Here is a 24,833-nt window from a genome sequence, read left to right as displayed (position 1 = left end):
AAAGGTCGCAGGTGCCGCCCGCTTCCGTGCCGAGCGCGTGGGATCAGGCGCTGCAGGAGGTGGTGCTGGTGGTGGAGGAGCAGGTCGACGTCGAGCTGCAGCTCGTGGAGCCCGCGAGCACGACCTCGCTGGCGTCCGAGTAGTCGGAGATCTCGAAGGTCTCCGACTCCAGCTCCATGATCTCGTCGGCCAGGGAGGCGAGGGTGCTCTTGTCAGCCATGGTGACTCCTTAGGGAAGGCCCGGTCTCCAGGGGGCTCCCCGGGGACCTGATCTCGTGACACCCGTATTCCAGCGGACGCCACTTGCCGGACGGCACGTGTTCCACTGACCGCGGGTGTCAGCGGTCTGTACGCGGGGGGCCCGGCCCGTACCGCACCATGGACCGGGTGAGCCCTGTCGCGTACCCCGGAGAGAACACCCCCGTCCTGGCCGGGCTGAACGAGGTCCTGCGCCCCGCGGTCGCCCTCTATCTGGACCTCCACCGCCACCCCGAACTCTCCGGCGAGGAACGGCGCACCGCCGCCGCGCTGGGGGAGTGGCTGCGGGCCGCGGGCTACGCGGTGACCGAGGGCGTCGGCGGCCACGGTGTGGTGGGAGTCCTGCGCAACGGCGAAGGGCCGCGCGTCCTGATCCGCGCCGAACTCGACGCGCTGCCCCTGGCGGAGCGCACCGGTCTGCCCTACGCGAGTGAGGGCCCCGTCATGCACGCCTGCGGACACGATCTGCATCTGGCGGCGGTCGCGGGCGCCGCGTCCCTGCTGGCCCGCTCCCGGGGTGCTTGGCGCGGCACGGTGGTGGTCGTCGGCCAGCCCTCGGAGGAGACCCTCACGGGGGCGCGGGCCCTGCTGGAGGACGGGCTGTACGAGCGCTTCGGGCGGCCCGACGCCGTGCTCGCCCAGCACACCGCCCCCCTGCTCGGCGGTATGGTCGCCCACGGGTACGGTCCGATGCTGGCGGGCAGTGTCGGCTTCGAGGCCGTCATCCACGGCCGTGCCGGACACGCGGGCACCCCGCAGCTCGCGGTGGACCCGGTGCTCACCGGCGCGGCGGCCGTGCTGCGGCTCCAGGGAGCGGTGTCCCGCGAGTCCGCCCCGACCGAGCAAGTGGCCCTGAACGTGGGCTCGTTCCACTCGGGCACCGGCAGCAATCTGGTCCCCGCGCTGGCGACCCTCGGTATCACCGTGCGCGCCCTCTCCGAGCGGGCGCTCGACCGGCTGGCCGGTTCGGTGGAACGGATCGTCAGAGCCGAGTGCGCCGCGTCCGGCTGTCCGCGTGATCCGGAGATCACGGTCGTCTCCCGGTCCCCGGTCACCCATCCCGACCCGGCGGCCACGGCGGCCGTGCGCCGGGCCCATGTGGAGCTGTACGGGCCCGAACGCGTGGCGGTCTGGCCCCCGGCCATGGCCACCGAGGACTTTCCCTTCTACGGGGACGCGGGAGCGTCGGTGCACGGGATGACGGGGATCGCGCTGTCGTACTGGATGCTCGGGGTGGTGGGCCCGAAGACATGGGCCGGCACTCCGGGACCGGCCGAGGAGAAGCTCGCGGCTCTGCCACCGAACCACTCGCCGGAGTTCGCCCCGGATGTCCGCACCGCGCTGCCCACCGGTATCACGGCGATGACATCGGCCGCCCTGACCTGGCTCACGGCCGACGGGGGACGCGCGGACGCCGGTTCCGCGGCGGCCACGGGGACAGCGCCCCGGTGAGGGCACCGGCCGGGCGCCGCACGGGTGTTCCGCACCGCCATGGGGTGGAACACCATGTTCTGGAACCACCTCGGCGCATACGGTTCCGGCCAACCGGCCCACGGCGGCGGCACGCTCGCACCCGGCGGACCGTGACGGCGGCGCCGTACACCGCAGGGGGGACAGCGCTTTTGCGGCGTTCGCCGTCATCGGCCGGGCACGGCCGTCCGCCGGGCGTGAGGATGATCCGCATGTCTGACGCCACGCATCCTGAGCCGCTTCCTTCGCCCCTGTCCCCGTCCCCGCCTCCGTCTCCGTCGCCGCCCTCGCCGCGCCGGATCGCGGACAGCTACGCCGACGCCCTGATCGTGCTGGATCCCGTGCTCGGGACGATCCTCGGCGACCGGGACAGCCACGCCAGACTGCCCGACTTCTCCCCTGAGGGCCGTGCTCAGCTCGCGCGACTGGCCGGGGACACACTGCGCCGTCTCGCCGCGACCGGTCGCCCGGAACCGGCACCGGCACCGGACGATCCGGCGGCGGGCCCGCACCTCCATGGGGGCCCGGATGTCCCCGCGGGCCCGGACCTCCACACGGGCCCGGACGCCGACTCCGCGTCCGACGCGGCGATCGAACGCAACTGCGCCCGGCTCCTGCGCGAGCGGCTCACCGCCGAACTCGCGATGCACGAGTCGGGCGAGACACTCCGCTCGGTCTCCACCATCTTCTCCCCGGTGCACCAGATCAGGACGGCGTTCACCCTCACCCCCACCGCCGACGACGAGGACTGGCGGGCCGTGGAGCGCCGGCTCAGGGCACTCCCCGCCTCGCTGGACAGCTACCGCGCTTCGCTCGCCGAGGGCCTGCGCCGGGGACTGCCCGGCGGACCGCGCCAGATCACCGCGATGACTGGGCAACTGGACGACTGGACCGGCCACGGCGGCGGCTGGTTCAGCCAGTTCGTCGCCCCCGGCCCCCGGACGCTGCGCAAGGAGCTGGAGAGCGCGGCCCGGGAGGCCACCTCCGCCGTCGGGCGGCTGAGCAACTGGCTGAGCGAGGTGTACGGCCCCGGGGTCGCGGGCTCCCCCGAGGTGGTGGGCCGGGAGCGGTACGCCGTCTCCGCCCGCTACTTCAACGGGACCGACCTCGATCTGGACGAGGCGTACGCGTACGGCTGGTCCGAATTCCACCGCCTGCTCGGCGAGATGCGGACCGAGGCGGCCAGGATCCTGCCGGACGCGGAGACACCCTGGACGGCGCTGAGCCATCTCGACACCCACGGCCACGCGGTGGAGGGACAGGAGGCCGTACGCGTCTGGCTCCAGGACCTGATGGACGAGGCCGTCACCCGGCTGCGCGGTACCCACTTCGACATCGCCGGGCGGGTCGCCCGGGTCGAGTCCTGTCTCGCCCCCGCGGGCAGCACCCCGGTGCCGTACTACACCTCGCCGTCGCAGGACTTCACCCGCCCCGGCCGCACCTGGCTGCCGACGATGGGCAGGACACGCTTCCCGACGTACGAACTGGTCTCCACCTGGTACCACGAGGGCGTGCCGGGCCACCATCTCCAACTGGCCCAGTGGGCCCATCTGTCCGACCGGCTCTCCCGCTACCAGACCGGGGTCGGGACGGTGAGCGCCAACGCGGAGGGCTGGGCGCTGTACGCGGAACGGCTCATGGACGAGCTGGGCTTCCTCTCCGATCCCGAGCACCGGCTCGGCTATCTCGACATGCAGATGATGCGCGCGGTGCGGGTGGTCATCGACCTCGGGATGCATCTGGAGCTGAGGATCCCCGCGCACTCGCCGTTCCGTCCGGGCGAACGCTGGACCCCCGCGCTGGCGGCGGAGTTCTTCCGGGCCCACAGCGGCCGTCCCGACGCGTTCGTACGGAGCGAGGTGATCCGCTATCTGGGCACCCCCGGCCAGGCCATCGGCTACAAGCTCGGCGAGCGTGCCTGGCTGCGCGGGCGTGAGGCCGCGCGCACGGCGCACCACCGCGCCGGCCGCGACTTCGATCTCAGGCGGTGGCACATGGCCGCGCTGTCCCAGGGCTCCCTGGGCCTGGACGATCTGGAGGCGGTCCTCGCCCGGCTCTGACGGCTCCGCCCCCGCGCGTCCTCACCGGGCCCTGCCGACCGGGCGCTGCCGACCGGGCCCTGTCGACGGGGTCCTGCCGACCGGTATCCGCCGACCGTACCGACCGGTGCCGACGGGTGCCGACGGGTGTGACCTGGGCACTTCCCTGGACGGTACCGGTTAGGTACCGTAAGCCCATGCCATCTCTGAACATCAGCTTCACCGAGGACGAACTGGAGGCTGTCCGCGCCGCGGCGGCGGCCGAGGGCAAGTCCCTCAAGCAGTACGTCCACGACCTGCCCCTGCGGGAGCAGCAGCGGATCCAGTTCGTCCGCTACGCCGTCACCTGGGGCGAGCGGCACCGGGCGGAGTTCGACGAGGCCTTCCCCCACGAGATCCCACCCGCCGGGCACGGGGAGCGGCAGGTGGACGCCGCCTGATGCCCCTGCTCCATGTCGATGTGGCCTGGCTCCTGGACGTCCAGGAACAGGCCGTCCCCGAAGACGTGTCCGTCGCCGACTACTCGGCCCTGGTGGCCGCCGTCGCGCGGCACAAGACCCGTATCCCGCGTCCGGCCACCAGCGACCCCGATGTGGCCTGGCGCGCGGCGGCCCTCTTCCACTCGCTGGTACGGCTGGAGCCGCTGCCGTTCCGCAACAGCCTGTACGCGTGTCAGGTCGTCGCCGCGTACATGCACGCGTCGGGCGAGGGGATCGACCCCCCGTACGGCGCACTCGTCGAACTGGTGCGCGATGTCCAGTCGGGCAAGGTGAATGTGTACCAGGCGGCGGAGCACATCCGCGGCTGGCGCATCTGACGCGCGGGCCCCTGCTCCCGCGTCCGAAGGCGTCTCCCGTTGCCGGGACCGGAACCCTCTCCTACGGTTGGTGATCGTGCGCCTACACCACCGCGCACCCCCTCTGCGATCGGGCTCCGCGATGACCGACGTACACGGACCAGACGTACATGGACCAGACGTACACGGACCAGACGTACATGGACCAGACGTAAACGGACCAGACGTAAACGGACCAGACGTACACCAGGCATGGGCCTCTCCCGCCTCTCCGGCCGCTTACCCGTTCAACCGGCCGGAGGGCATCGAGCTGTCCGAGGATTACGCGCGCGCCCGTGAACTCCCCGGACTGCTCAAGGTCCGGCTCGCCTACGGGGAGCCCGGCTGGCTGGTCACCCGGTACGCCGACGCCCGGCTCGTCCTGGGCGACCGCCGCTTCAGCCGGACGGAGGACGGGCGTGACGGGCCCCGGCAGTGGCCCGAGCCGCGCACCGGCGGCATTCTCGGCATGGACCCGCCGCACCACACCCGGCTGCGCACCCTGGTGGCCAAGGCCTTCACCGGCCACCGCGTCGAGACGTTGCGGCCCGAGGTCGCCCGGCTCGCCGACCGGCTCGTGGACCGCCTGATCGCGGCCGGACCCCCCGCCGACCTGGTCGAGGACTACGCGCTGCCGATTCCTGTCGCCGTGATCTGCCGGCTCCTGGGCGTACCGGTGGAGGACCGCCCGCTCTTCCGGGCCTGGAGCGACGCCGCGCTGTCCACCAGCGGACTGACCCCGGAGGAGTTCGACCGGAACCGCGAGGAACTGCGCGCGTACATGGCGGGGCTCATCGACCGGCACCGCAAGGAGCCCGCCGACGATCTGATGTCCGCGCTCATCGAGGCGCGCGACGTCGACGACCGGCTCTCCGAGACGGAACTCAACGAGCTCTGCGTCGGCATCCTGATCGCCGGTCACGAGACCACGGCGACCCAGATCCCGAACTTCGTCCACGTCCTGCTCGGCCATCCGGAGCAGCTAGGGCGGCTGAGAGCGGACCCGTCGCTCATCCCGGGCGCCGTCGAGGAACTGCTGCGGTTCGTCCCGCTCGGCGCGGGCGCGGCCTTCCCGCGCTACGCCACCGAGGACATCGAGGTCGGCGGCACCCTGGTCAGGACCGGGGAGGCGGTGCTGGTCGCGATGGGCGCGGCCAACCGGGACGCGATCCGGTTCGGCTCACCGGGAACCCTGGACATCGGGCGCGAGAGCAACCAGCATCTCGGTTTCGGCCACGGTGTCCACCACTGCCTCGGCGCCCCGCTGGCCCGGGTCGAGTTGCAGGAGGCCCTGCGCGCCCTGCTCACCCGGCTGCCCGGACTGCGGCTCGCCGGTGACATCGGGTGGAAGCAGCAGATGATCGTGCGCGGCCCGCGCACCATGCCGATCGGATGGTGACCCATGACCTGGCAGCTCGACGTGGACGCGCAGCGCTGTATCGGTTCGGGCGTGTGCGCGGGTATGGCCCCCGATTTCTTCGTCCTCGGTGACGAGGACCGGGCCCGGCCGCTGGCCGGCCGTCTCGAACCCGACGAGGTGGTACTCGACGCGGCCGACTCCTGCCCCGCGGCGGCGATCACCGTCACCGAGGGCGGCCGGGAGATCGGCCCCCGCCCCTGATCCGGCTTGCGACGGCGTGGTCCCCGCGGAACGGACCTCCCGCGGGGGCCACGCCGCGCGTCACGGCACCCGGACCAGATGCACCGCCGTGCTCGCCCAGTCACCCGGGGGCAGGGCGGGCTCGAAGCCGTATCCGGTCAGCACGGCCGCGGAGTGGACGGCGCCGGTCCGCGGGTCGCGGTAGCGGGCGGCGGGGTCGAGACCGGCCAGCCGGAGCGGGGTGCGCGGGGAGCCATGGCGGGGCGCGCGCCGCCAGACCAGCAGCAGGGCCTCGCTCCCGTCCCGCGCGGTGTACTGCACCGCGGCCGGCCCGTCGTCCACGGGACCGCGCGGCCGGTGCAGAACGCCGTGCTGGACGAGATGGCGTACGCGCTTGTACTCCGCCACCAGCTCGGCGCCCTCGGCCAGTTCACCGTCCGACCAGCGGGTGAGATCACCGCCGACGCCCAGCACCCCGGCCATCGCCACATGGAAGCGGAAGCGCAGGGGCACCGACCGGCCGGTGAGCTGGTTCGGCACATCGGTCACCCACGCGGCCATGGTCCGCGCCGGATAGAGCTGGCCGTACCCGTGCTGGATCCCGACACGGTCCGCGGCGTCCGTGTTGTCCGAGGTCCACGCCTGGTCGGTACGGGACAGGATGCCCAGGTCGACACGGCCACCGCCGCCGCTGCACGACTCGATCCGCAGCCCGGGGTGGTCGGCGCGCAGCCGGTCGAGGATCTCGTAGAGATGGCGCACATACGCCGTACCGACCCGGTCGGCGCCGTCCGCCGTCCCCGGCCAGCCCGCCTCGGTGAACGCGCGGTTCATGTCCCACTTCAGGAAGTCGATGCCATGGGCACCGACCAGCTCGGTCAGCCAGCCGTACGCCCAGTCCGCGACATCGCGCCGGGCGAGGTTGAGCACGAGCTGACCGCGCAGCTCGGTGCGGTCGCGGTGCGGGAAGTGCAGCACCCACTCCGGGTGCGCCCGGTAGAGATCGCTGTCCGGGTTGACCATCTCCGGCTCCACCCACAGCCCGAAGCGCATACCGAGCCGGTGCACCTCCTCGACCAGGGGGGTGAGCCCGTCGGGGAAGCGGTCGGGGGACGGTGTCCAGTCGCCGAGCCCCGCCGTCTCGCCGCGCCGCGCGCCGAACCAGCCGTCGTCCATGACGTACAGCTCGACGCCGAGCGCCGCCGCGCGGGCGGCCAGCGCCCGCTGGCCGGCCTCGTCGACATCGAACCCGGTCGCCTCCCACGAGTTGTAGAGCACCGGCCGGATCTCCCCGGGATGCGGCAGCACATGGGCGAGGGTGTACGCGTGCCAGGCCCGGCTCGCCGCGCCGAAGCCGCCGTCGGTGTACAGACCGGCGAGGAGCGGGGTGGTGAACTCCTCGCCGGGGCCGAGCGGCAGGGCTGTACCGTCCTGTCCCGCGCCACCGGTGAAGCCCGCCCGGCCGTCGGGTGTGCGCTGCACGGTGAGCCGCCAACTGCCGCTCCAGGCCAGGGCCGCTCCCCATACCTGCCCGTGCTCCTCGGTGGCGTCCCCGGCGTCCACCATCACCCAGGGATTGGCGTGATGGCTGGTGACCCCCCGTCTGCTGGTCAGCACGGTCTCACCGAACGGCAGCCGCTCCCGGCGCAGTTGGGTCTCGGCGGACCACTGCCCGGTGACATGGCTCAGCCGGTAGTCCTCCCTGGCCGGAAGCGTCCACGCGGCGGAGTCGGCGCGCGTCAGCACCACCGGGTCCTCGCCGGTGTTGCGCAGCACGGTCCAGCGCTCGATCACATCGCTGTCGTCATGGACGCGATAGTGGAGCGTGACCTCCAGGGGGTAGTGGCGGTCCCTGAACTCCAGGGCCAGTTCGGCCGATCCCGCTCCGGACCCGGATCCCGGTCCCTGGCCCGGTGCCGATTCCTGGCCCGGTTCCGGTTCCTGGCCCGGTTCCGGACCCGGTTTAGTGATCCGGTGGCCGGCCGGCCGCCACTCGAAGGCCCGGGTGCCGTCGGCGAAACGCACCTGGAGCGAGGGGGGACCGAACCGCGCCCCGCCGTCGACGGGCAACTCCTCGCCGACGGCAGGCCGTCCCTCGAAACTGCTGGCCTCGGGCGCCGGAGGAAGGGCCAGCTCGTCCGCCTCCGCCGGCGTCAGCCGTGGTCCCCACGCGAGATGACAGGGCGCCCCCGACGCGTCGACCCGCAGCGCGTACGAGGTGCGCGGAGTGGAGAGCAGCCAGACCCCGGTGTCAGGGGCGAAGGAGATCACAGGCATGGATCCTCACGTTCGAGTAGCGCCACGAGAGCAGTCCGCAGCCAACTCTCCCTTCGATCACCTGTCAATACCCAGGAACAGTCTCTTAATTGCATGATCCGAACCCTTCCAGTTGGCACTTCGAAAGGAGCTTGCTTCTTTCATTGACAGCGGAAAAGAACCCACCTACGTTTCGGCCATGCGCTCGACCCCTCGCACCGAGGCGGTTCCGGTACCGACACCGGCCGCCTCCCTCGTCTTCACCACCGTGCTGTCCCACGGCCCGCTCACACGGCTCGGGATAGCCCGGCGCACCGCGCTCTCCTCGGCCGCGGTCACCAAGGCGGTACGTCCGCTGATGGAGGCCGGCTATCTGGTCGAAGGCGTGGACGAGGAGGCACGGCCCGCCCTCGGACGTCCCGCCAACGCCCTGCGGGTGGACGGCGGCCGGGCCCTGTTCATCGGGGTCAAGGTGACCGGCGACGAGATCATCGCGGTACTCGCCGATCTCTGCTGCCGTATCCGGGTGGCCCGGCACCTCCCGCTCACCGCCCGCGATCCGGGCGCCGTGCTCGCCTCGATCACCGGACTCGTGCAGGAACTGCTCACCGAGGCCGACGGCTTCGGGGTGGAGGTACGCGGGCTCGGTCTCGCCGTCTCCGGTGATGTGGACCGCGCCGCCGGGGTGGTGCGCTACTCGCCGTTCCTGGAGTGGCGCGACATACCGCTCGCGGAACTGGCGAGCACGGTGACGGGGCTGCCGGTCACGGTCGACAACGACGTCCGCGCCCTCACCGTCGCCGAGCAGTGGTTCGGCGCGGGGGCGGGCATCTCCGACTTCGCGCTGGTGACCGTGGGCGCGGGCATCGGCTGCGGTCTCGTGGTGCACGGACGGGTCGTCTCCGGCGCGCACGGCGTGGCCGGTGAGATCGGCCATCTCTCCATCGATCCGCTGGGCCCGCCGTGCCACTGCGGCAACAACGGCTGTGTGGAGGCGATCGCCGGGGACTCGGCCATCCTCCGCCGGGTCAGGGAGGTGACCGGCCTGCCGGTCACCGGCTCCCGGCAGGCCCTGGAACTCGCCCACCGGGGCGACCCCGGCGCCCGGGAGGTCTACGCGCGGGCCGGCGAGGCCATCGGCCGGGCCATCGGGGCCGTCGTCAATGTCCTGGGACCGCGCCGGGTGATCATCTCCGGCGAGGGCCTGGCCGCGTACGACCTCTTCGCCGAGCACATCCGTGACGCGTTCACCGCGTCCGCCTTCGGGACCGCCGCGCAGTGCGACGTGATGACACGTCCGCTGCCCTTCGAGGAGTGGGCGCGCGGGGCCGCGGCCACCGCCATCCAGTCCTTCATCGGAACAGACACGCATTAGGAGTAGCGATGACGCTGAGCCGCACCCTCTCGCACACCAGTGGGCCCGGCCGACGCGGTGTGGTCCGCGGCGCGCTCGGAATCGGTGCCGCGGCGCTGGCCGCGCCCGCCCTGACCGCCTGCGGCGGCGGACCCTCGTCCGACCCCAAGACCGTGACCTTCGGCTCCAACGGCGCCGACGCCACCCCCAAGTCCGCCTACGCGGCCGTCACCGACGCCTTCACCAAGGACAGCGGTCTCACCGTCAGGACGAACACCGTCGACCACGACACGTTCCAGAAGAGCATCTCCACCTATCTCCAGGGCACCCCCGACGACGTCTTCACCTGGTTCGCGGGCTACCGCATGCAGTACTTCGCCAAGAAGGGCCTCGCCCACCCCGTCGACGAGGTGTGGGAGAAGATAGGCCCCGGCTTCAGCGACGCCGCCAAGCAGCTCTCCCGGGGACTGGACGGGAAGTACTACTTCGTCCCGCTGTACAACTACCCATGGGCCGTCTTCTACCGCAAGAGCGTGTTCCAGGAACGCGGATACGCGACGCCCCGTACCTGGAGCGAGTTCACCGCGCTCGCCAAGCGGATGAAGAAGGACGGCCTCTCGCCCATCGCGTCCGGTTACGGCGGCGGCGACAGCTGGTCCATCCTCGGTGCCTTCGACTATCTGAACCTCCGCGCCAACGGCTACGAGTTCCATATGTCGCTGATGCGGGGCGAGGTCTCCTGGACCGACCGCCGCACCGTCAGGACCCTCGACCTCTGGCGCGAGCTGAGCCCCTACTACCAGCAGGGCGCGGGCGGCCGCTCCTGGCAGGACGCCGCCCAGTCGCTGCTCGACAAGAAGTCCGGCATGGCGGTCATCGGACTCTTCCTGGGCCAGCAGATCACCGACGACACGCTCCGCGAGGACATCGACTTCTTCGCCTTCCCCGAGATCGACCCCTCCTTCGGCCAGGACACCGTCGAGGCACCGACCGACGGCTTCATGCTCAGCCGCCGGCCGAAGAACCCGGACGGCGCCAACCGGCTGCTGGAGTTCCTCGGCAGCGCCAAGGCCGAGAATCTGTACATGGGCGTCGACCCGAGCAACGTCGCCGTGAACGCACGGGCCGACACCGGCTCGTACAACGCGCTCCAGAAGAAGTCCGCCCAGCTCATCGCCTCGGCCAAGCACATCACCCAGTTCGGCGACCGCGACAGCGACCCGGGCTTCATCTCCACCGTCGTACTGCCGGGACTCACCCAGTGGCTGGGCCACCCCGACGACGGCTCGGCCCTGCTGAAGACGATCGAGTCCCAGCGCTCGCGCTTCTTCACGGCCTGACCAGGACCCGGGAAGGTTCCACATGTCCTCCGTGCGCCCAGCGCCGCCCTCCCCGTCGCGCCACCGGTCCGGGCCCCGCCCGCGCCGGCTCGGTGCCGGTGACCGTCTCTTCCTCACGGTCCTCATCGGGATCCCGCTCGTCGCCCTGCTGGTCTTCGTCTGGCTGCCGGCCCTCGCCTCCCTCGGACTCTCCTTCACGAGCTGGGACGGCATCGCCCTGTCCGACATCCACTGGACCGGGCTGGGCAACTACCGGGAGATCTTCACCAACTACCCGCCGTTCTGGCCCGCGGTCCGGCACAACGTCGTCTGGCTGCTGTTCACGGCCCTGCTGCCGACCCCGTTCGGTATCTTCCTGGCCTACCAGCTCGACCGGAAGATCCGCTTCACCCGGATCTACCAGACCGCGATCTTCCTGCCCATGGTGCTCTCCCTGGCCGTGGTCGGCTTCATCTGGGAGATCATCTACAACCCCGACAACGGGCTGCTCAACGGCGTCCTCAACGGGGTGGCGCCCGGCCATCACATCGACTGGCTCGGCGACCCGGACCTCAATCTGTGGGCCGTCCTCGTCGCCTCCGCCTGGCGGCACACCGGCTACATCATGATTCTCTATCTGGCGGGGCTGAAGGGCTTCGACCCCGCGCTCAAGGAGGCCGCCGCCCTCGACGGCGCCAACGAACGCCAGACCTTCCTGCGCGTCGTCTTCCCCGCCCTCAAACCCGTCAACATCATCATCCTGGTCGTCACCGTCATGGAGTCGCTGCGGGCGTTCGACATCGTCTACGTGCTCGGCGGGGGAGTCGGCAGCAAGCCCGGCATGGAACTGCTCTCCCTCCTGATCACCGACAACATCATCGGTGAGTCCAGCCACATCGGTTACGGCTCGGCCCTCGCGGTCATCCTGCTGCTCGTCTCGCTCGCCGCCATCGGGACCTTCCTCTTCCAGAACTTCCGCAAGGAGGACCAGTGACCGCGACCGCCACACCGCCGGCCGCCGGCTCACGGACCCGCCGTACCCCGTCCCCGGACGGCGGCGGCCCCTCCCGCCCCCGGCGCGCCACCGGACGGCATCTGCTGCTCGGCGGGATCGCCCTGCTCTGGCTCGTCCCGCTGCTCTGGGCCGTCTACACCTCGCTGCGGCCGTACGAGGACACCAGCAGGAACGGCTATCTCTCCTGGCCGCGCGGGCTGAGCCTGGAGAACTTCGCGGACGCCTGGAACCAGTCGGGGATGCCGCACTTCTTCTGGAACTCCGTGCTCATCACGGTCCCGGCGGTCCTCGGCACCCTGCTGTTCTCCGCCGCGGTGGCCTTCTTCGTCACGCGCTTCGACTTCCGGTGGAACATCGTCCTGCTGATGCTCTTCACGGCGGGCAATCTGCTGCCGGCCCAGGTGCTCATCACCCCGTTGTACCGGCTCTATCTGCTGATCCCGCTGCCCTGGTGGATGAGCGACTCGCTGCTGCTCTACAACTCGGTGTGGGGCATCATCGTGATCCATATCGCCTACCAGTGCGGCTTCTGCACCTTCGTGCTCAGCAACTACATGAGGACGATCCCCAAGGAGATCACCGAGGCGGCGCTGGTCGACGGCGCCCCTGTCTGGCGCCAGTTCTTCCAGATCGTGCTGCCGCTGTGCCGCCCCGCGTTCGCGGCGCTCGCCACGCTGGAATCCATCTGGATCTACAACGACTTCTTCTGGTCGCTCGCCCTGATCGAGACCGGCGACAAGCGTCCGATCACCTCCGCGCTGGCCAACCTCCAGGGCCAGTACTTCACCAATCCCAATCTCATCGCGGCCGGCGCGCTGATGACCGCGGTCCCGACGCTGCTCGTGTACTTCGCGCTCCAGCGCCAGTTCATCAGCGGACTGACCATCGGCAGCGGCAAGGGCTGAGCGGCACCGGGCCGCCGCCCGGACACGGACGCCCGCGCCGCGCCGCGCAGTTCCCCCCTCGGCTCCCCGGCCCCCGTTCCCGTTCCTGTTCCCGTTCCGCGCCGCATCCCTCCCGGTAGCCCTCGCAGGCCCCGTTACCCCCGCCCGTACCTCTCGTACGTTCCGTGCTTCCCCGCACCTTCGCACGCCCCGCTCCGCCATGCCCCGACAACAGGAGGTCCCGGCCCATGCGGTCACCCTCGTACCCCTTGCGCACCCTGCTCGCCCTGGCGCTCACCGCCGGACTGACCACGGCCGTCCCCGCGGCGGTGGCGGCCACTCCCACGGCGCCCGCTGCCCCCGCGGCCGCCGCCCCCGGTGCCCCGGCGGCTTCGGCGCCCGCCCAGAAGCCGTACATGGGCTGGACGAGCTGGAGCATGCAGTCCTCGAAGTACCCGGGGCTCAACCCCGACGGCGACTACAGCTACCTCACCGAGAAGAACGTCCTCAAGCAGGCGGGCGCCCTGGCCGCCAAGCTCAAGAAGTACGGCTACGAGTACGTCAACATCGACGCCGGCTGGTGGCGCGACATGGCGTGGAAGCCGGAGTTCGACGGCCATGCCCGGCAGGCCGCCGATCCCGGCCGCTTCCCGCGCGGGATGAAGCCGGTCGCCGACGACATCCACGCCAAGGGACTCAAGGCGGGCATCTACCTCCCCGTCGGCCTGGAGAAGGAGGCGTACGGCGGCGGCACGGTGCCCATCTGGAACGCCGAGGGCTGCACCACCGCCGATGTCGTCCACAGCGATCTGCGGACCACCAACGGCTGGGACAGCGCCTACAAGCTCGACTTCTCCCGCCCCTGCGCGCAGAAGTACATCGACTCGCAGGCCCAGATGTTCGCCGACTGGGGGTACGACTTCCTCAAGCTCGACGGCGTCGGCCCCGGCTCCTTCAAGACCGGCGACAACTACAACAACGTCGCCGATGTCGCGGCCTGGCAGCAGGCGATCGCCAGGACGGGACGCCCCATCCATCTCGAGATCTCGTGGTCGCTCGACATCAACCATGTCGCCGACTGGAAGAAGTACTCCAACGGCTGGCGGATCGACACCGATGTCGAGTGCTACTGCAACACCCTGGTGTCGTGGGAGAACTCGGTCGACGACCGGTTCGACGACGCCCCCAAGTGGGCCCGGTTCGCGGCTCCCGGCGGCTGGAACGACCTCGACGCCATCGACGTCGGCAACGGCGAGATGGACGGTCTGACCAAGGCCGAGCGGCAGAGCTATATGACCCTGTGGGCCATCGCCAAGTCGCCCCTCTACACCGGTGACGACCTCACCCGCCTGGACGACTACGGCGTCTCCCTGCTGACCAACAGGGACGTCATCGCGATCAACCAGGGCGCCACCCCGCCCGCGCGCCCCGTCACCGCGACCGGTGACCAGCAGGTCTGGAGCGCGAAGAACGCCGACGGCAGCCACACCGTCGCCCTCTTCAACCTCGCCGACACCTCCGCCGCCGTGACCGCCGACTGGCAGTCCCTGGGCTTCACGGGCCAGGCCAGGGTCCGCGACGTCTGGAACAAGGAGGACCTCGGCACGTTCAGGGACAAGGTGACCCAGGCCCTGCCGGCCCACGGCTCGCGCCTGTTCACCGTCACCCCGCGGGGAGCCGCGTTCCAGAGGACGGCCTACGAGGCCGAGTCCCCGTCCAACACGCTCAGCGGCAACGCCTCGATCGGCGACTGCGGCGCGTGCTCGGGCACGCACAAGGTCGGCAACCTCTACCAGGGCGGAAAGCTCCAGTTCAACGACGTGGTGGTGAAGAAGGCCGGCCACTACATGGTCGACGTCTCCTACATCAGCGGTGACGCGCGCCCGGCGAAGATCTCCAGCAACGGGAACGGCGCCACCGGTCTGAAGTTCCCCGCCACCGCCGACTGGGGGACCGTCGAGACCGTCACGGTCCCGGTGACCCTCAAGGCCGGTGCGAACACGATCACCATCGACAGCGGTGACGACTTCGCGCCGGACATCGACCGGATCGCCGTACCGCGGCTCTGAGCCCCGGTCCCGCTCCGAGCCCGCCTCCCGCCCGGCACACCGGTGCGGGGCCCCGATCGCACGGGCCCCGCACCGGCCCCTTCCCCCGCCCCCGGCACCCGCAATGCCCGCACCGCCCTTCCGGAATGGAGCGCACCGTGGACGACCAGCACACCGGCACACCCGCGTCAGCCCCCGACTCCTCCCGCCGCCCGAGCCGGCGGGAGGTCCTCTCCCTCGCCGCCGCGGTGGGCACCTTCACCGCCCTCGGCGGGCTGCCCGCCTTCGCGGCCTCCGCGCCCGTGGTCCGGCAGACCAGGTCCCCGCTGCTTCCCGAGGCGTCGGTCACCGGATTCCGCTACCGGTCCCCGGCCTCGGACACGAACATGATCGAGCAGGGCCTGCCGGTGGGCAACGGCCGCCTCGGCGCCCTCGCGGGCAACGATCCCTCCCGTGAGGTGCTCCTCCTCACCGACGCCACCCTGTGGACCGGCGGTCTCAACGGCACGCTCGACGCGGACGGCCAGTTCCCCTACGGGCGCCAGGACTTCGGCTCGTTCACCCTCCTCGGGCGGCTGACCGTCGACCTGCCGGACCACGACCTGTCGTCGGTCTCCGCCTACCGGCGTGACCTCGACATCAGCCAGGGCGTGGTCTCCTCCTCGTACGTGCGCTCCGGAGTGACGTACGAGCGCCGGATTTTCGCCAGCCACCCCGACGACGCCGTCGTCGTGCACTTCTCGCAGAAGGGCGGCGGACGCTACACCGGATCGGTGAACCTGGCCGGCACCCACGGCGAGGAGACCACGGCGGACCGCTCCCGCACCCACGCCTCGTTCCACGGCTCCTTCCCGGACGGCGGACTGCGCTACGGCGCCGCCGTGACGGCGTACAGCGGCACCGGCACGGTGAGGGTCGACGGCACGCGGATCACCTTCGCGGGCTGCGAGGAACTGACGGTCGTCGTCAGCGGCGGCACCGACTACGCCCCGGACGCGGCCACCGGCTACCGCGACCGCGGCCTCGATCCCGAGCGGCTGGCCAGGACCAAGGTCCTCGCGGCGGCCCGTCACCCGGTCACCACCCTGCTGCACAGCCATGTCGCCGACCACCGCGAGCTGTTCGAGCGGATGGAGATCTCACTCGGCGAGTCGTCGGAGCTCCAGCGCGGCCTGGACACCTGGGAGCGCGTCAGGGCGCGCCACACCGACGGTGAGGCGGACCCCGAACTCGAAGCCTCCTACCTCCAGTTCGGCCGCTATCTGATGATCGCCGGATCCCGTGACAGCCTGCCGGTCGCACTCCAGGGACTGTGGCTGGACGGCAACGATCCGGACTGGATGGGCGACTACCACACCGATATCAACATCCAGATGAACTACTGGATGGCCGACCGGGCCGGTCTGTCCGGTCTGTTCGACGCCTTCGCCGACTACTGTCTGGCGCAGTTGCCGTCCTGGACCCGGCTCACCCACGAGCTGTACAACGACCCGCGCAACCGGTTCCGCAACTCCACCGGGAAGATCGGGGGCTGGGCCGTCTCCTTCTCCACCAACATCCACGGCGGCAACGGCTGGTGGTGGCACCCCGGCGGCAACGCCTGGCTGGCCAACTCCCTCTTCGAGCACTACGAGTTCACCCAGGACACGGCGTACCTCGCCAAGATCTACCCGCTGCTCAAGGGCGCCGTCGAGTTCTGGGAGGCGCGACTGATCACCACGACCGTCACCGACGCGGCCACCGGCAGGACCCGCGAGGTACTCATCGACGACAAGGACTGGTCGCCGGAGCACGGCCCCCAGGACGCCCAGGGCATGACCTACGCGCAGGAACTGGTCTGGGCGCTCTTCGGGAACTTCCGTACCGCCGCCGCCGTCCTCGGCAGGGACGCCGCGCACAGCACGGCCGTCGGCGCCCTCCGGGAGCGGCTGTACCTCCCCGAGGTGAGCCCCACGTCGGGCTGGCTCCAGGAGTGGATGTCGCCCGACAACCTCGGTGAGACCACCCACCGGCATCTCTCCCCGCTCATCGGCCTCTTCCCCGGGGACCGTATCCGCCCCGACGCCTCCACCCCCCAGGAGATCGTCGACGGCGCGGCCGCCCTGCTGACCGCGCGCGGGATGAACAGCTTCGGCTGGGCCAACGCCTGGCGGAGCCTGTGCTGGGCGCGGCTCAAGGACGCGGACAAGGCGTACGAGCTCGTCGTCACCAACCTCAGGCCTTCCATCGGCGGCACCAACGGCACGGCGCCGAACCTCTTCGACATCTACGAGGTCGAGCAGGGACGGGGCATCTTCCAGATCGAGTCCAACTTCGGCACCGCCGCCGCCATGATCGAGATGCTGGTCTACTCGCGGCCCGGCCATGTCGAACTGCTGCCCGCGCTGCCCTCGGCCTGGGCGGACTCCGGCCGTATCACGGGGGTCGGGGTACGGGGCGGCTTCGTCGTCGATCTGAGCTGGCGGGACGGACAGGTCACGCAGGCCAGGCTGTGCAGCGTCGGCGGTCGCACCACCACCGTCGCCCACGGCGGGAGAAGCCGGAAGGTCAGCCTCCGGCCGGGCGGCTCGGTCACCCTGCGGGACCTGGCGTGACCCGGCCGGGGCAGCGGTCGTTGCGCCGCCGCTGTGCGGTGGCCGCCGTCTCCGCGCTGCTCGTCACCCTCTGCGCGCCGGCGACCGCGGTGTCGGCGGCGGCCCCGGCTTCCGCCGGGACCTCCGCCGGGACTTCCGCCGGGAGACCGGCGCCCGCGGGCATGTCCTCCGCGAGCGCGCCGGGCCGGCACCAGGTCGTCACCTGGGGCGCGAGCGCGGACCGGCAGGCAGAGGCGCCCCGCGACCGGAGCTACCGGATGGTGGTGCGCACCAGCGTCGGCGGCGCCGGCACACGGGTCCGGCTGTCCAACGCGTTCGGCGACCGGCCGGTGACCTTCGACAGCGTCCATGTGGGCGAGCGGCAGGAGGGCGCGCGGGTCGTACGCGGTACCAACCGCGCGCTCACCTTCGGCGGCGCGGGGTCGGTCACGGTCGCGCCGGGCGGAAGCGTGGTCAGCGACCCGCTGTCCGGCCGGGTGGCCGCCCGGAGCGACCTGGCCGTCAGCTTCCACGTCCTGAGCGCGGGCGGCCCTTCGACCGGCCACGGCATGGCCATGCAGACCTCGTACGCGACCGCGGGTGACCACGCCGCCGAGGAGGGCCCCGACAACTGGACCGACCGGACCGGGTCCTGGTACTACCTCGACGCGGTCAGTGTGGAGACGGACAGGACCACGGGCGCCGTGGTCGCCCTGGGAGACTCCATCACCGACGGCTGGCAGTCCAGCACCGATACGAACCGCCGCTGGCCCGACTATCTCGCCCGCCGGCTCCAGGCCGCGGCCGGCACGGGCATCAAGGGGGTCGCCAACGAGGGGATCTCCGGCAACAAGGTGCTGGCGGACGGCGCCGGCCAGAGCGCGCTGGGCCGGCTCCGGCGGGATGTGCTCTCCCAGCCCGGGGTCCGTACGGTGTTCCTGTTCGAGGGCATCAACGACATCAAGGCCCACACCGGGGTGACGGCCGCCGATCTGATCGCCGGGTACCGGGAGATCATCGACCGGGCGCACACGGCGGGGCTCTGTGTCGTCGGCGCGACGGTGCTGCCGTTCAAGGGGTGGCCCGAGTTCGACCCCGAGGGGGAGGCCGTGCGCCAGGACGTCAACGAGTTCCTCAGGAACAGCGGTGAACTGGACGCCGTCGCCGACTTCGACAAGGCGCTGCGCAGCCCCTACGACCGGGAGCGGCTGCTGCCGGTCTTCGACGGAGGTGACCATGTCCACCCCAACGACAAGGGCATGCAGGCGATGGCCGACACGGTCGGCATCGAGACCCTGAGCTGCGAGCGCTGACCGACCGCCCTCTCCTGCCGCCGGTGCTCTCTCCCGTATGATCCACCGGCTCCGCTTCCCCTGGGCCCCGTCGGGACCCCGGGGGAAGCGGCCATGTCCGGAAGAACCCACACCCCACGAGGGAGCGCTCCCATGACCGGCGCCAGCGGCACGGCACCGTACGCATCCGAGATCAAGGACCTGATCGGCCGTATGACGGTCGAGGAGAAGCTCGGCCAGCTCCAGCAGCTCTCCTGGACCGGCGACACCGGGCCCGGCGAGGGACAGACCCACGAGGTGGAGACCGCGGCGCGGGCGGGGCTGCTCGGCTCCGTCCTCAATGTCACGGGCGCCCGGCACACCAACTATCTCCAGCGCATCGCCGTCGAGGAGTCCCGGCTCGGGATTCCGCTGCTCTTCGGCCTCGACATCATCCACGGCTACTGGACGACCTTCCCGATCCCGCTCGCCCAGGCCGCGAGCTTCGATCCCGGGGTGTCGGCGCGGGACGCCGAGGTCTCGGCCGGGGAGGCGCGCTCCAACGGGCTGCACTGGACGTTCGCGCCCATGATGGATGTCACGCACGAGCCGCGCTGGGGGCGGATCGCGGAGAGCGGGGGCGAGGACCCGTATCTCAACGCGCGGTTCGCGGCGGCCAAGGTACGTGCCTACCAGGGGGACGATCTCGCCGCCACGGACCGGATCGCCGCCTGCGCCAAGCACTTCGTCGCCTACGGGGGAGCGGAGGGCGGCCGGGACTACAACACCGTCGACGTCTCCGAGGCGCGGCTGCGCAACCACTATCTGCCGCCGTTCAAGGCCGCCGTCGACGCGGGTGTCGCCACCGTCATGGCCGCGTTCAACACCATCAGCGGCGTCCCGGCACACGCCGACCCCCACACCCTGACCGGCATCCTCAAGGAGGAGTGGGGCTTCGACGGTTTCGTCGTCAGCGACTGGACCGGGGTCCATGAGCTGATCGCCCACGGCTTCGCCGCCGACGGCGCGGACGCGGGCCGGCTCTCCCTCAACGCCGGGGTGGACATGGAGATGGTCTCCACGCATCTCGCCGAGCACGGAACGCGACTGCTCGCCGAGGGACTGGTCAGCCCCGAGCGGCTCGACGACGCCGTGGCCCGGATCCTGCGGCTGAAGTTCCGGCTCGGCCTCTTCGAGCGGCCGTACACCGACGAGAGCGCCGTGATCTCGGCGCCGACCGACGCGGCCCGCGCGGCGGCCCGGGAGGCGGCGGCGCGCTGCATGGTGCTGCTGAAGAACGACGGGGGAGTGCTGCCGGTCGGTGCCGGGACCGGATCGCTCGCGGTCGTGGGCCCGTTCGCCGACTCCACCGATCTGCTGGGCACCTGGATCGCGCCGGGGGCCGCCGGCTTCCCCGCGGTCACGGTTCTCGACGCCGTCCGGGCGGCGGCGCCCGCCGCCGAGGTCACCCACGCGCCGGGGGTCGCGGCCCAGGGCCAGGACACCAGCGGCATCCCGGAGGCGGTCGCCCTCGCCCGCGCCGCCGAGCTGACCATCGTGGTGGTGGGCGAACCGGCCGAGATCACCGGAGAGGCGGCCACCCGGTCCGATCTGGCGCTGCCGGGGGCACAGCGCGAACTCATCGCCGCGGTCGCCGCCACCGGACGGCCCTTCGTGGTCGTTCTCGTCAACGGCCGCCCCCTGACCGTCGCGGACTGGCTCGACTCGGCCCCCGCGGTGCTGGAGGCCTGGCACCCGGGCACCGAGGCGGGCCACGCCATCGCCGATGTGCTGTTCGGCGAGGTCAATCCCGGCGGCAAGCTTCCGGTCACCTTCCCCCGTACGGTCGGACAGGTCCCGGTCTACTACAACCACGAGAACACGGGCCGCCCCTACCGTCCGGCGCACTCCGACGAGAAGTACGTCTCCCGGTATCTCGACCTGGCGGACGGGCCGCAGTTCGTTTTCGGACACGGCCTGAGCTACACCGCCTTCACCGTCGGGGAACCGGTCCTGAGCACCGACCGGGTCACGGCCGGGGAGCTGCGCGAGGGCGCCACCGTCGAGGCGGCGGTGACCGTGCGCAACACCGGTGAGCGCACCGGCGACGAGGTGGTCCAGCTCTATGTCCACGATGTGGTGGCCGGGCAGGTCCAGCCGGTGCGCCGGCTGCGCGGCTTCCGGCGCGTCACCCTCGCCCCGGGCGAGTCCGCCACCGTCCGGTTCCCGCTCGGGGCCGAGGACCTCGGGTTCTGGTCGGGGCGGGGTGAGCCCCGGTTCACGGTCGAACCGGGCGACTTCGACATCTACGCGGGCAACAGCGCACGGGCCGACCGGAAGCGGACGCTGACCGTGACCTGATGTGAAAGGTTTCAATACCCCTCGGCGCAGAACCCTTGACGCGACGTACCCGGGTCTCTAGTTTCCCGCCTAGTTTCCCGTGGATGAAACGATTCAACGTCGAGTCGCAACGGAGCCGAGTGTGATCAGCAGAAGACGACTGCTCAGTACCACCGCCACCGCCTTCGGGACGGCCGTCGCCACCGGGACCGTTCCGGCGGCGACGGCCGCCGACGGAAGGTCCGCCGCACCACGCGCCCTGAGGGCGGCGCCCGGCGGGCCGACCGTCGAGTACGTCAGAAACCCGCTCGGCCTCGACACCCCGCGCCCCCGGCTGAGCTGGCCCCTGGACGCGGACCGCCCCGGCCGGACGCAGAGCGCCTATCGGATCCGGGTCGCCACCGACCCGCGCCGGCTGTCCCGGCCCGACGTCTGGGACAGCGGCAGGATCACCTCGGGGGAATCGGTCCTGGTCCCCTACGCGGGCCCGCCGCTCAAGGCCCGTACCCGCTACCACTGGTCGGTGCGCGTCTGGGACACCGAGGGCGGCGTCTCCGGGTGGAGCGAGCCGTCCTGGTGGGAGACCGGACTCCTCGGCGCCTCGGACTGGTCCGCCCGCTGGATCGGCGCGCCCGCCGCCCTCGTCGGCGCGCCCGCGCTCGACGGCGCCTCCTGGATCTGGTTCCCCGAGGGCGACCCGGCGAGCGGCGCCCCGGCCGCGACCCGCTGGTTCCGCGCCCGTTTCGACGTCCCGGCGGACCTGGTCCGCGCGCGCCTGGTCCTGGCCGCGGACGACGGCTGCACCGCGTATGTGAACGGCGCCCGGGTCGCGCACACCGACGCCGACGGCCCCGCGGAGAACTGGCGCCGCCCCGGCGTCGTCGATGTGACCGGCCGGCTGAGCCCCGGCCCCCAGGTCATCGCCGTCTCCGCCACCAACGCCTCGGCCGGGCCCGCCGGTCTGATCGGCGCGCTGGAGCTGACGACCGCCGACGGTGTCCGTACCGTCGTCACCGGCACGGCCTGGCGCGCCACGGACCAGGAGCCCTCCGGCGACTGGCTGTCCACCGGCTACGACGACACCTCCTGGCCCGCCGCCCAGGCCCTGGCTCCCTGGGGCTCCGGCCCGTGGGGCCGGGTGCGGGCCTCGTACTTCCCCGCCGCGCAACTGCGCCACGAGTTCCGGCTCCGGGACAGGGCCGTCGCACGGGCCCGGCTGTACTCCACGGCACTCGGGCTGTACGAGACGCATCTCAACGGCCGGCGCGTCGGGGAGGACCGGCTCGCACCCGGCTGGACCGACTACCGCAAGCGGGTCCAGTACCAGACGTACGATGTGACCGCCCTGCTCCGGCCCGGCGCCAACGCGCTCGGGGCCACCGTCGCGGCCGGCTGGTACGCCGGGAACATCTCCTCGTTCGGCACCCACCACTACGGTGAACGGCCCGCCCTGCTCGCCCAGTTGGAGGTCACCTACACCGACGGCTCCACCGAGCGGGTGCTCTCGGGCACCGACTGGCGCGCCGCGGCCGGCCCGGTCGTCCAGGCCGACCTGCTGATGGGGGAGGAGTACGACGCCCGGCTGGAGACCGAGGGGTGGACACGCGCGGGCTTCGACGACACGCGCTGGAGCCCGGCGGAGGCCGTCGACGGGGTCACCGCCGCACTGGTGGCGCAGGTCGACGGCCCCTCACGCGTGGAGCGCGAACTGCCCGCCCGTACGGTGACCGAGCCCGAGCCCGGCGTCTTCGTCTTCGACCTGGGACAGAACATGGTCGGCACGACCCGTCTGACCGTCTCCGGCGCCGCGGGAACGACCGTACGGCTGCGCCACTCCGAGGTGCTCAACCCCGACGGGACGCTCTACACCGCCAATCTGCGGACCGCCCGCGCCACCGACACCTACACCCTCAAGGGCGGTGGCACGGAGACCTACGAGCCGCGCTTCACCTGCCACGGCTTCCGCTATGCCGAGGTGTCCGGCTACCCGGGCCGCCCCCCGCTCGACGCGGTCGTGGGGCGGGTCATCCACACCTCGGCGCCGTTCACCCTGGACTTCACCACCGATGTGCCGATGCTCAACCAGTTGCACAGCAACATCACCTGGGGCCAGCGCGGCAACTTCGTCTCCGTACCCACCGACACCCCCGCGCGCGACGAGCGTCTCGGCTGGACCGGTGACATCAATGTCTTCGCCCCCACCGCCGCCTACACCATGGAGTCCGCGCGCTTCCTCACCAAATGGCTCCAGGACCTGCGCGACGACCAGGCGGCCGACGGCGCCTTCACCGATGTGGCACCGCTCGTCGGCCCGCTCGGCAGGGGCGCGGCGGGCTGGGGGGACGCCGGGGTCACCGTGCCCTGGGCGCTGTACCAGGCGTACGGGGACAGTCTGATACTGGAGCGGTCCTGGGACTCGATGCTGCGCTGGCTGGACTATCTGGAGGCGCACAGCAGCGGATATCTCCGCCCGGCGGAGGGATACGGCGACTGGCTCAACGTCCGGGACGAGACGCCCAAGGACGTGATCGGCACCGCCTACTTCGCGCACAGCGCGGACCTGGTCGCGCGGACCGCCGAAGCCCTGGGCAAGGACCCGGCGCCCTACCGTGCGCTCTTCCACGCCGTACGCGACGCCTTCCGCACGGCGTATGTGTCCCCGGGCGGCCGGGTCACGGGCGACACCCAGACCGCGTATGTGCTGGCCCTCTCGATGGATCTGCTGGCCGAGACGGACCGCGGCCCCGCCGCGGACCGGCTGGTCGAGCTGATCAGGGCCAGGGACTGGCATCTGTCGACGGGCTTCCTCGGCACCCCGAGGCTGCTGCCGGTGCTCACCGCCACCGGCCACACCGATGTCGCGTACCGGCTGCTGTTCCAGCGGACCTTCCCGAGCTGGGGCTACCAGATCGAGCGGGGCGCCACCACCATGTGGGAGCGCTGGGACTCCGTCACACCGGACGGCGGCTTCCAGGACGCGGCCATGAACTCCTTCAACCACTACGCCTACGGCTCGGTGGGTGAGTGGATGTACGCCAACATCGCGGGCATAGCCCCGGGCGCTCCCGGCTTCCGCAGGATCGTCGTCCGGCCTCGCCCCGGGGGCGAGGTGACGGAGTGTCAGGCCCGCTTCGACTCGCCGTACGGTCCGGTCACCACCCGCTGGAGCGCGGGCGACGACGGCTTCCGCCTCACCGTCTCCGTGCCCGCCAACACCACCGCGGAGGTGTGGATCCCGGCGTCCGTCAGGAGGGAGGTCAGCCACGGCCGGGCCCGGTTCCTGCGGATGGACGACGGCTGCGCCGTCTTCACCACGGGCTCCGGCACCCACCACTTCGCACGCGGGTAGCCGGACCCGCGGCGGACCACACCGGGGGGCCGGTGAACACCCCGTGATTCACCGGACCCCTCCCCTCCGTTCATGAAATATCCACCGCGGGGCAACAACTGACTTGCCCTCACCAGCCCCGTCCGGATAGATCTACCTTCACGACCTGGGGAGGGACGTCGTCGTGGGGGGATTCCTCCGCCGTGCCACGGGCCGGCGGCCGTACAGCGACGCCATGACACA

Annotated in this window: 17 protein-coding genes; 15 read left to right on the top strand and 2 right to left on the bottom strand. The window is 71.5% G+C overall.

From position 1 onward, the window contains the following. Positions 1 to 43: 43 nt before the first annotated feature. Positions 44 to 220 (bottom strand): thiazolylpeptide-type bacteriocin, encoded by a 177-nt coding sequence (locus ACFYYH_RS14125; protein WP_046505532.1) that lies wholly within the window; start codon positions 218 to 220, stop codon positions 44 to 46. A gap of 167 nt (positions 221 to 387) precedes the next feature. Here ACFYYH_RS14125 and ACFYYH_RS14120 point away from each other — a divergent pair, with 167 nt between their 5' ends. The 6 genes from ACFYYH_RS14120 (at position 388) to ACFYYH_RS14095 (ending at position 6,223) form a co-directional block, all read left to right on the top strand. After that, positions 388 to 1,710, top strand: a complete 1,323-nt coding sequence (locus tag ACFYYH_RS14120; RefSeq protein WP_388550126.1) for an amidohydrolase — start codon at positions 388 to 390, stop codon at positions 1,708 to 1,710. A 230-nt stretch (positions 1,711 to 1,940) separates the two neighbouring features. Beyond that, the gene (locus ACFYYH_RS14115) at positions 1,941 to 3,788 is read left to right on the top strand and encodes a DUF885 domain-containing protein (protein WP_388550123.1); all 1,848 of its coding nucleotides are present in this window, start codon (positions 1,941 to 1,943) and stop codon (positions 3,786 to 3,788) included. A 176-nt stretch (positions 3,789 to 3,964) separates the two neighbouring features. Next, positions 3,965 to 4,207, top strand: a complete 243-nt coding sequence (locus tag ACFYYH_RS14110; RefSeq protein WP_388550121.1) for a hypothetical protein — start codon at positions 3,965 to 3,967, stop codon at positions 4,205 to 4,207. Next, complete coding sequence (locus tag ACFYYH_RS14105; protein ID WP_388550118.1) at positions 4,207 to 4,584, top strand: toxin Doc; 378 nt, start codon at positions 4,207 to 4,209, stop codon at positions 4,582 to 4,584. Before ACFYYH_RS14110 ends, ACFYYH_RS14105 begins: the two co-directional genes overlap by 1 nt. A gap of 283 nt (positions 4,585 to 4,867) precedes the next feature. Continuing rightward, entirely contained in the window at positions 4,868 to 6,001 is a 1,134-nt protein-coding gene (locus ACFYYH_RS14100) for a cytochrome P450 (protein ID WP_388550450.1), read from the top strand. Positions 6,002 to 6,004: 3 nt separating this feature from the next. Beyond that, positions 6,005 to 6,223, top strand: coding sequence for a ferredoxin (locus ACFYYH_RS14095; protein ID WP_388550116.1), 219 nt, complete (start codon positions 6,005 to 6,007; stop codon positions 6,221 to 6,223). A gap of 60 nt (positions 6,224 to 6,283) precedes the next feature. Here ACFYYH_RS14095 and ACFYYH_RS14090 read toward each other — a convergent pair whose 3' ends face one another. Further along, entirely contained in the window at positions 6,284 to 8,479 is a 2,196-nt protein-coding gene (locus ACFYYH_RS14090) for an alpha-galactosidase (RefSeq protein ID WP_388550113.1), read from the bottom strand. A 178-nt stretch (positions 8,480 to 8,657) separates the two neighbouring features. Here ACFYYH_RS14090 and ACFYYH_RS14085 point away from each other — a divergent pair, with 178 nt between their 5' ends. The 9 genes from ACFYYH_RS14085 to ACFYYH_RS14045 all read left to right on the top strand — a co-directional run bounded on the left by ACFYYH_RS14085 (position 8,658) and on the right by ACFYYH_RS14045 (position 24,611). Continuing rightward, positions 8,658 to 9,833 (top strand): ROK family protein, encoded by a 1,176-nt coding sequence (locus ACFYYH_RS14085; protein ID WP_388550111.1) that lies wholly within the window; start codon positions 8,658 to 8,660, stop codon positions 9,831 to 9,833. 8 nt (positions 9,834 to 9,841) lie between these two features. Next, positions 9,842 to 11,152: an ABC transporter substrate-binding protein gene (locus ACFYYH_RS14080; RefSeq protein WP_388550108.1), complete on the top strand. Its 1,311-nt coding sequence runs from the start codon at positions 9,842 to 9,844 to the stop codon at positions 11,150 to 11,152. A gap of 22 nt (positions 11,153 to 11,174) precedes the next feature. Next, entirely contained in the window at positions 11,175 to 12,125 is a 951-nt protein-coding gene (locus ACFYYH_RS14075; protein ID WP_388550107.1) for a carbohydrate ABC transporter permease, read from the top strand. After that, complete coding sequence (locus ACFYYH_RS14070; RefSeq protein WP_388550104.1) at positions 12,122 to 13,051, top strand: carbohydrate ABC transporter permease; 930 nt, start codon at positions 12,122 to 12,124, stop codon at positions 13,049 to 13,051. The genes ACFYYH_RS14075 and ACFYYH_RS14070 overlap by 4 nt, the downstream gene beginning before the upstream one ends. Before the next feature lie 227 nt (positions 13,052 to 13,278). Beyond that, positions 13,279 to 15,099, top strand: a complete 1,821-nt coding sequence (locus ACFYYH_RS14065; protein ID WP_388550101.1) for an alpha-galactosidase D — start codon at positions 13,279 to 13,281, stop codon at positions 15,097 to 15,099. A 137-nt stretch (positions 15,100 to 15,236) separates the two neighbouring features. Further along, complete coding sequence (locus ACFYYH_RS14060; RefSeq protein ID WP_388550098.1) at positions 15,237 to 17,672, top strand: glycoside hydrolase N-terminal domain-containing protein; 2,436 nt, start codon at positions 15,237 to 15,239, stop codon at positions 17,670 to 17,672. After that, a complete protein-coding gene (locus ACFYYH_RS14055; RefSeq protein ID WP_388550096.1) occupies positions 17,669 to 18,964 on the top strand; it encodes an SGNH/GDSL hydrolase family protein in 1,296 nt (431 codons plus the stop codon). Before ACFYYH_RS14060 ends, ACFYYH_RS14055 begins: the two co-directional genes overlap by 4 nt. A 132-nt stretch (positions 18,965 to 19,096) precedes the next feature. Then, complete coding sequence (locus ACFYYH_RS14050; RefSeq protein WP_388550093.1) at positions 19,097 to 21,283, top strand: glycoside hydrolase family 3 N-terminal domain-containing protein; 2,187 nt, start codon at positions 19,097 to 19,099, stop codon at positions 21,281 to 21,283. Positions 21,284 to 21,404: 121 nt separating this feature from the next. Then, entirely contained in the window at positions 21,405 to 24,611 is a 3,207-nt protein-coding gene (locus tag ACFYYH_RS14045) for an alpha-L-rhamnosidase (protein ID WP_388550091.1), read from the top strand. Positions 24,612 to 24,833: the final 222 nt, after the last annotated feature.

This window comes from Streptomyces sp. NPDC002018 (genome assembly GCF_042890865.1).
Lineage (GTDB): Bacteria > Actinomycetota > Actinomycetes > Streptomycetales > Streptomycetaceae > Streptomyces.
This window is presented reverse-complemented; position numbering and strand designations above follow the sequence as displayed.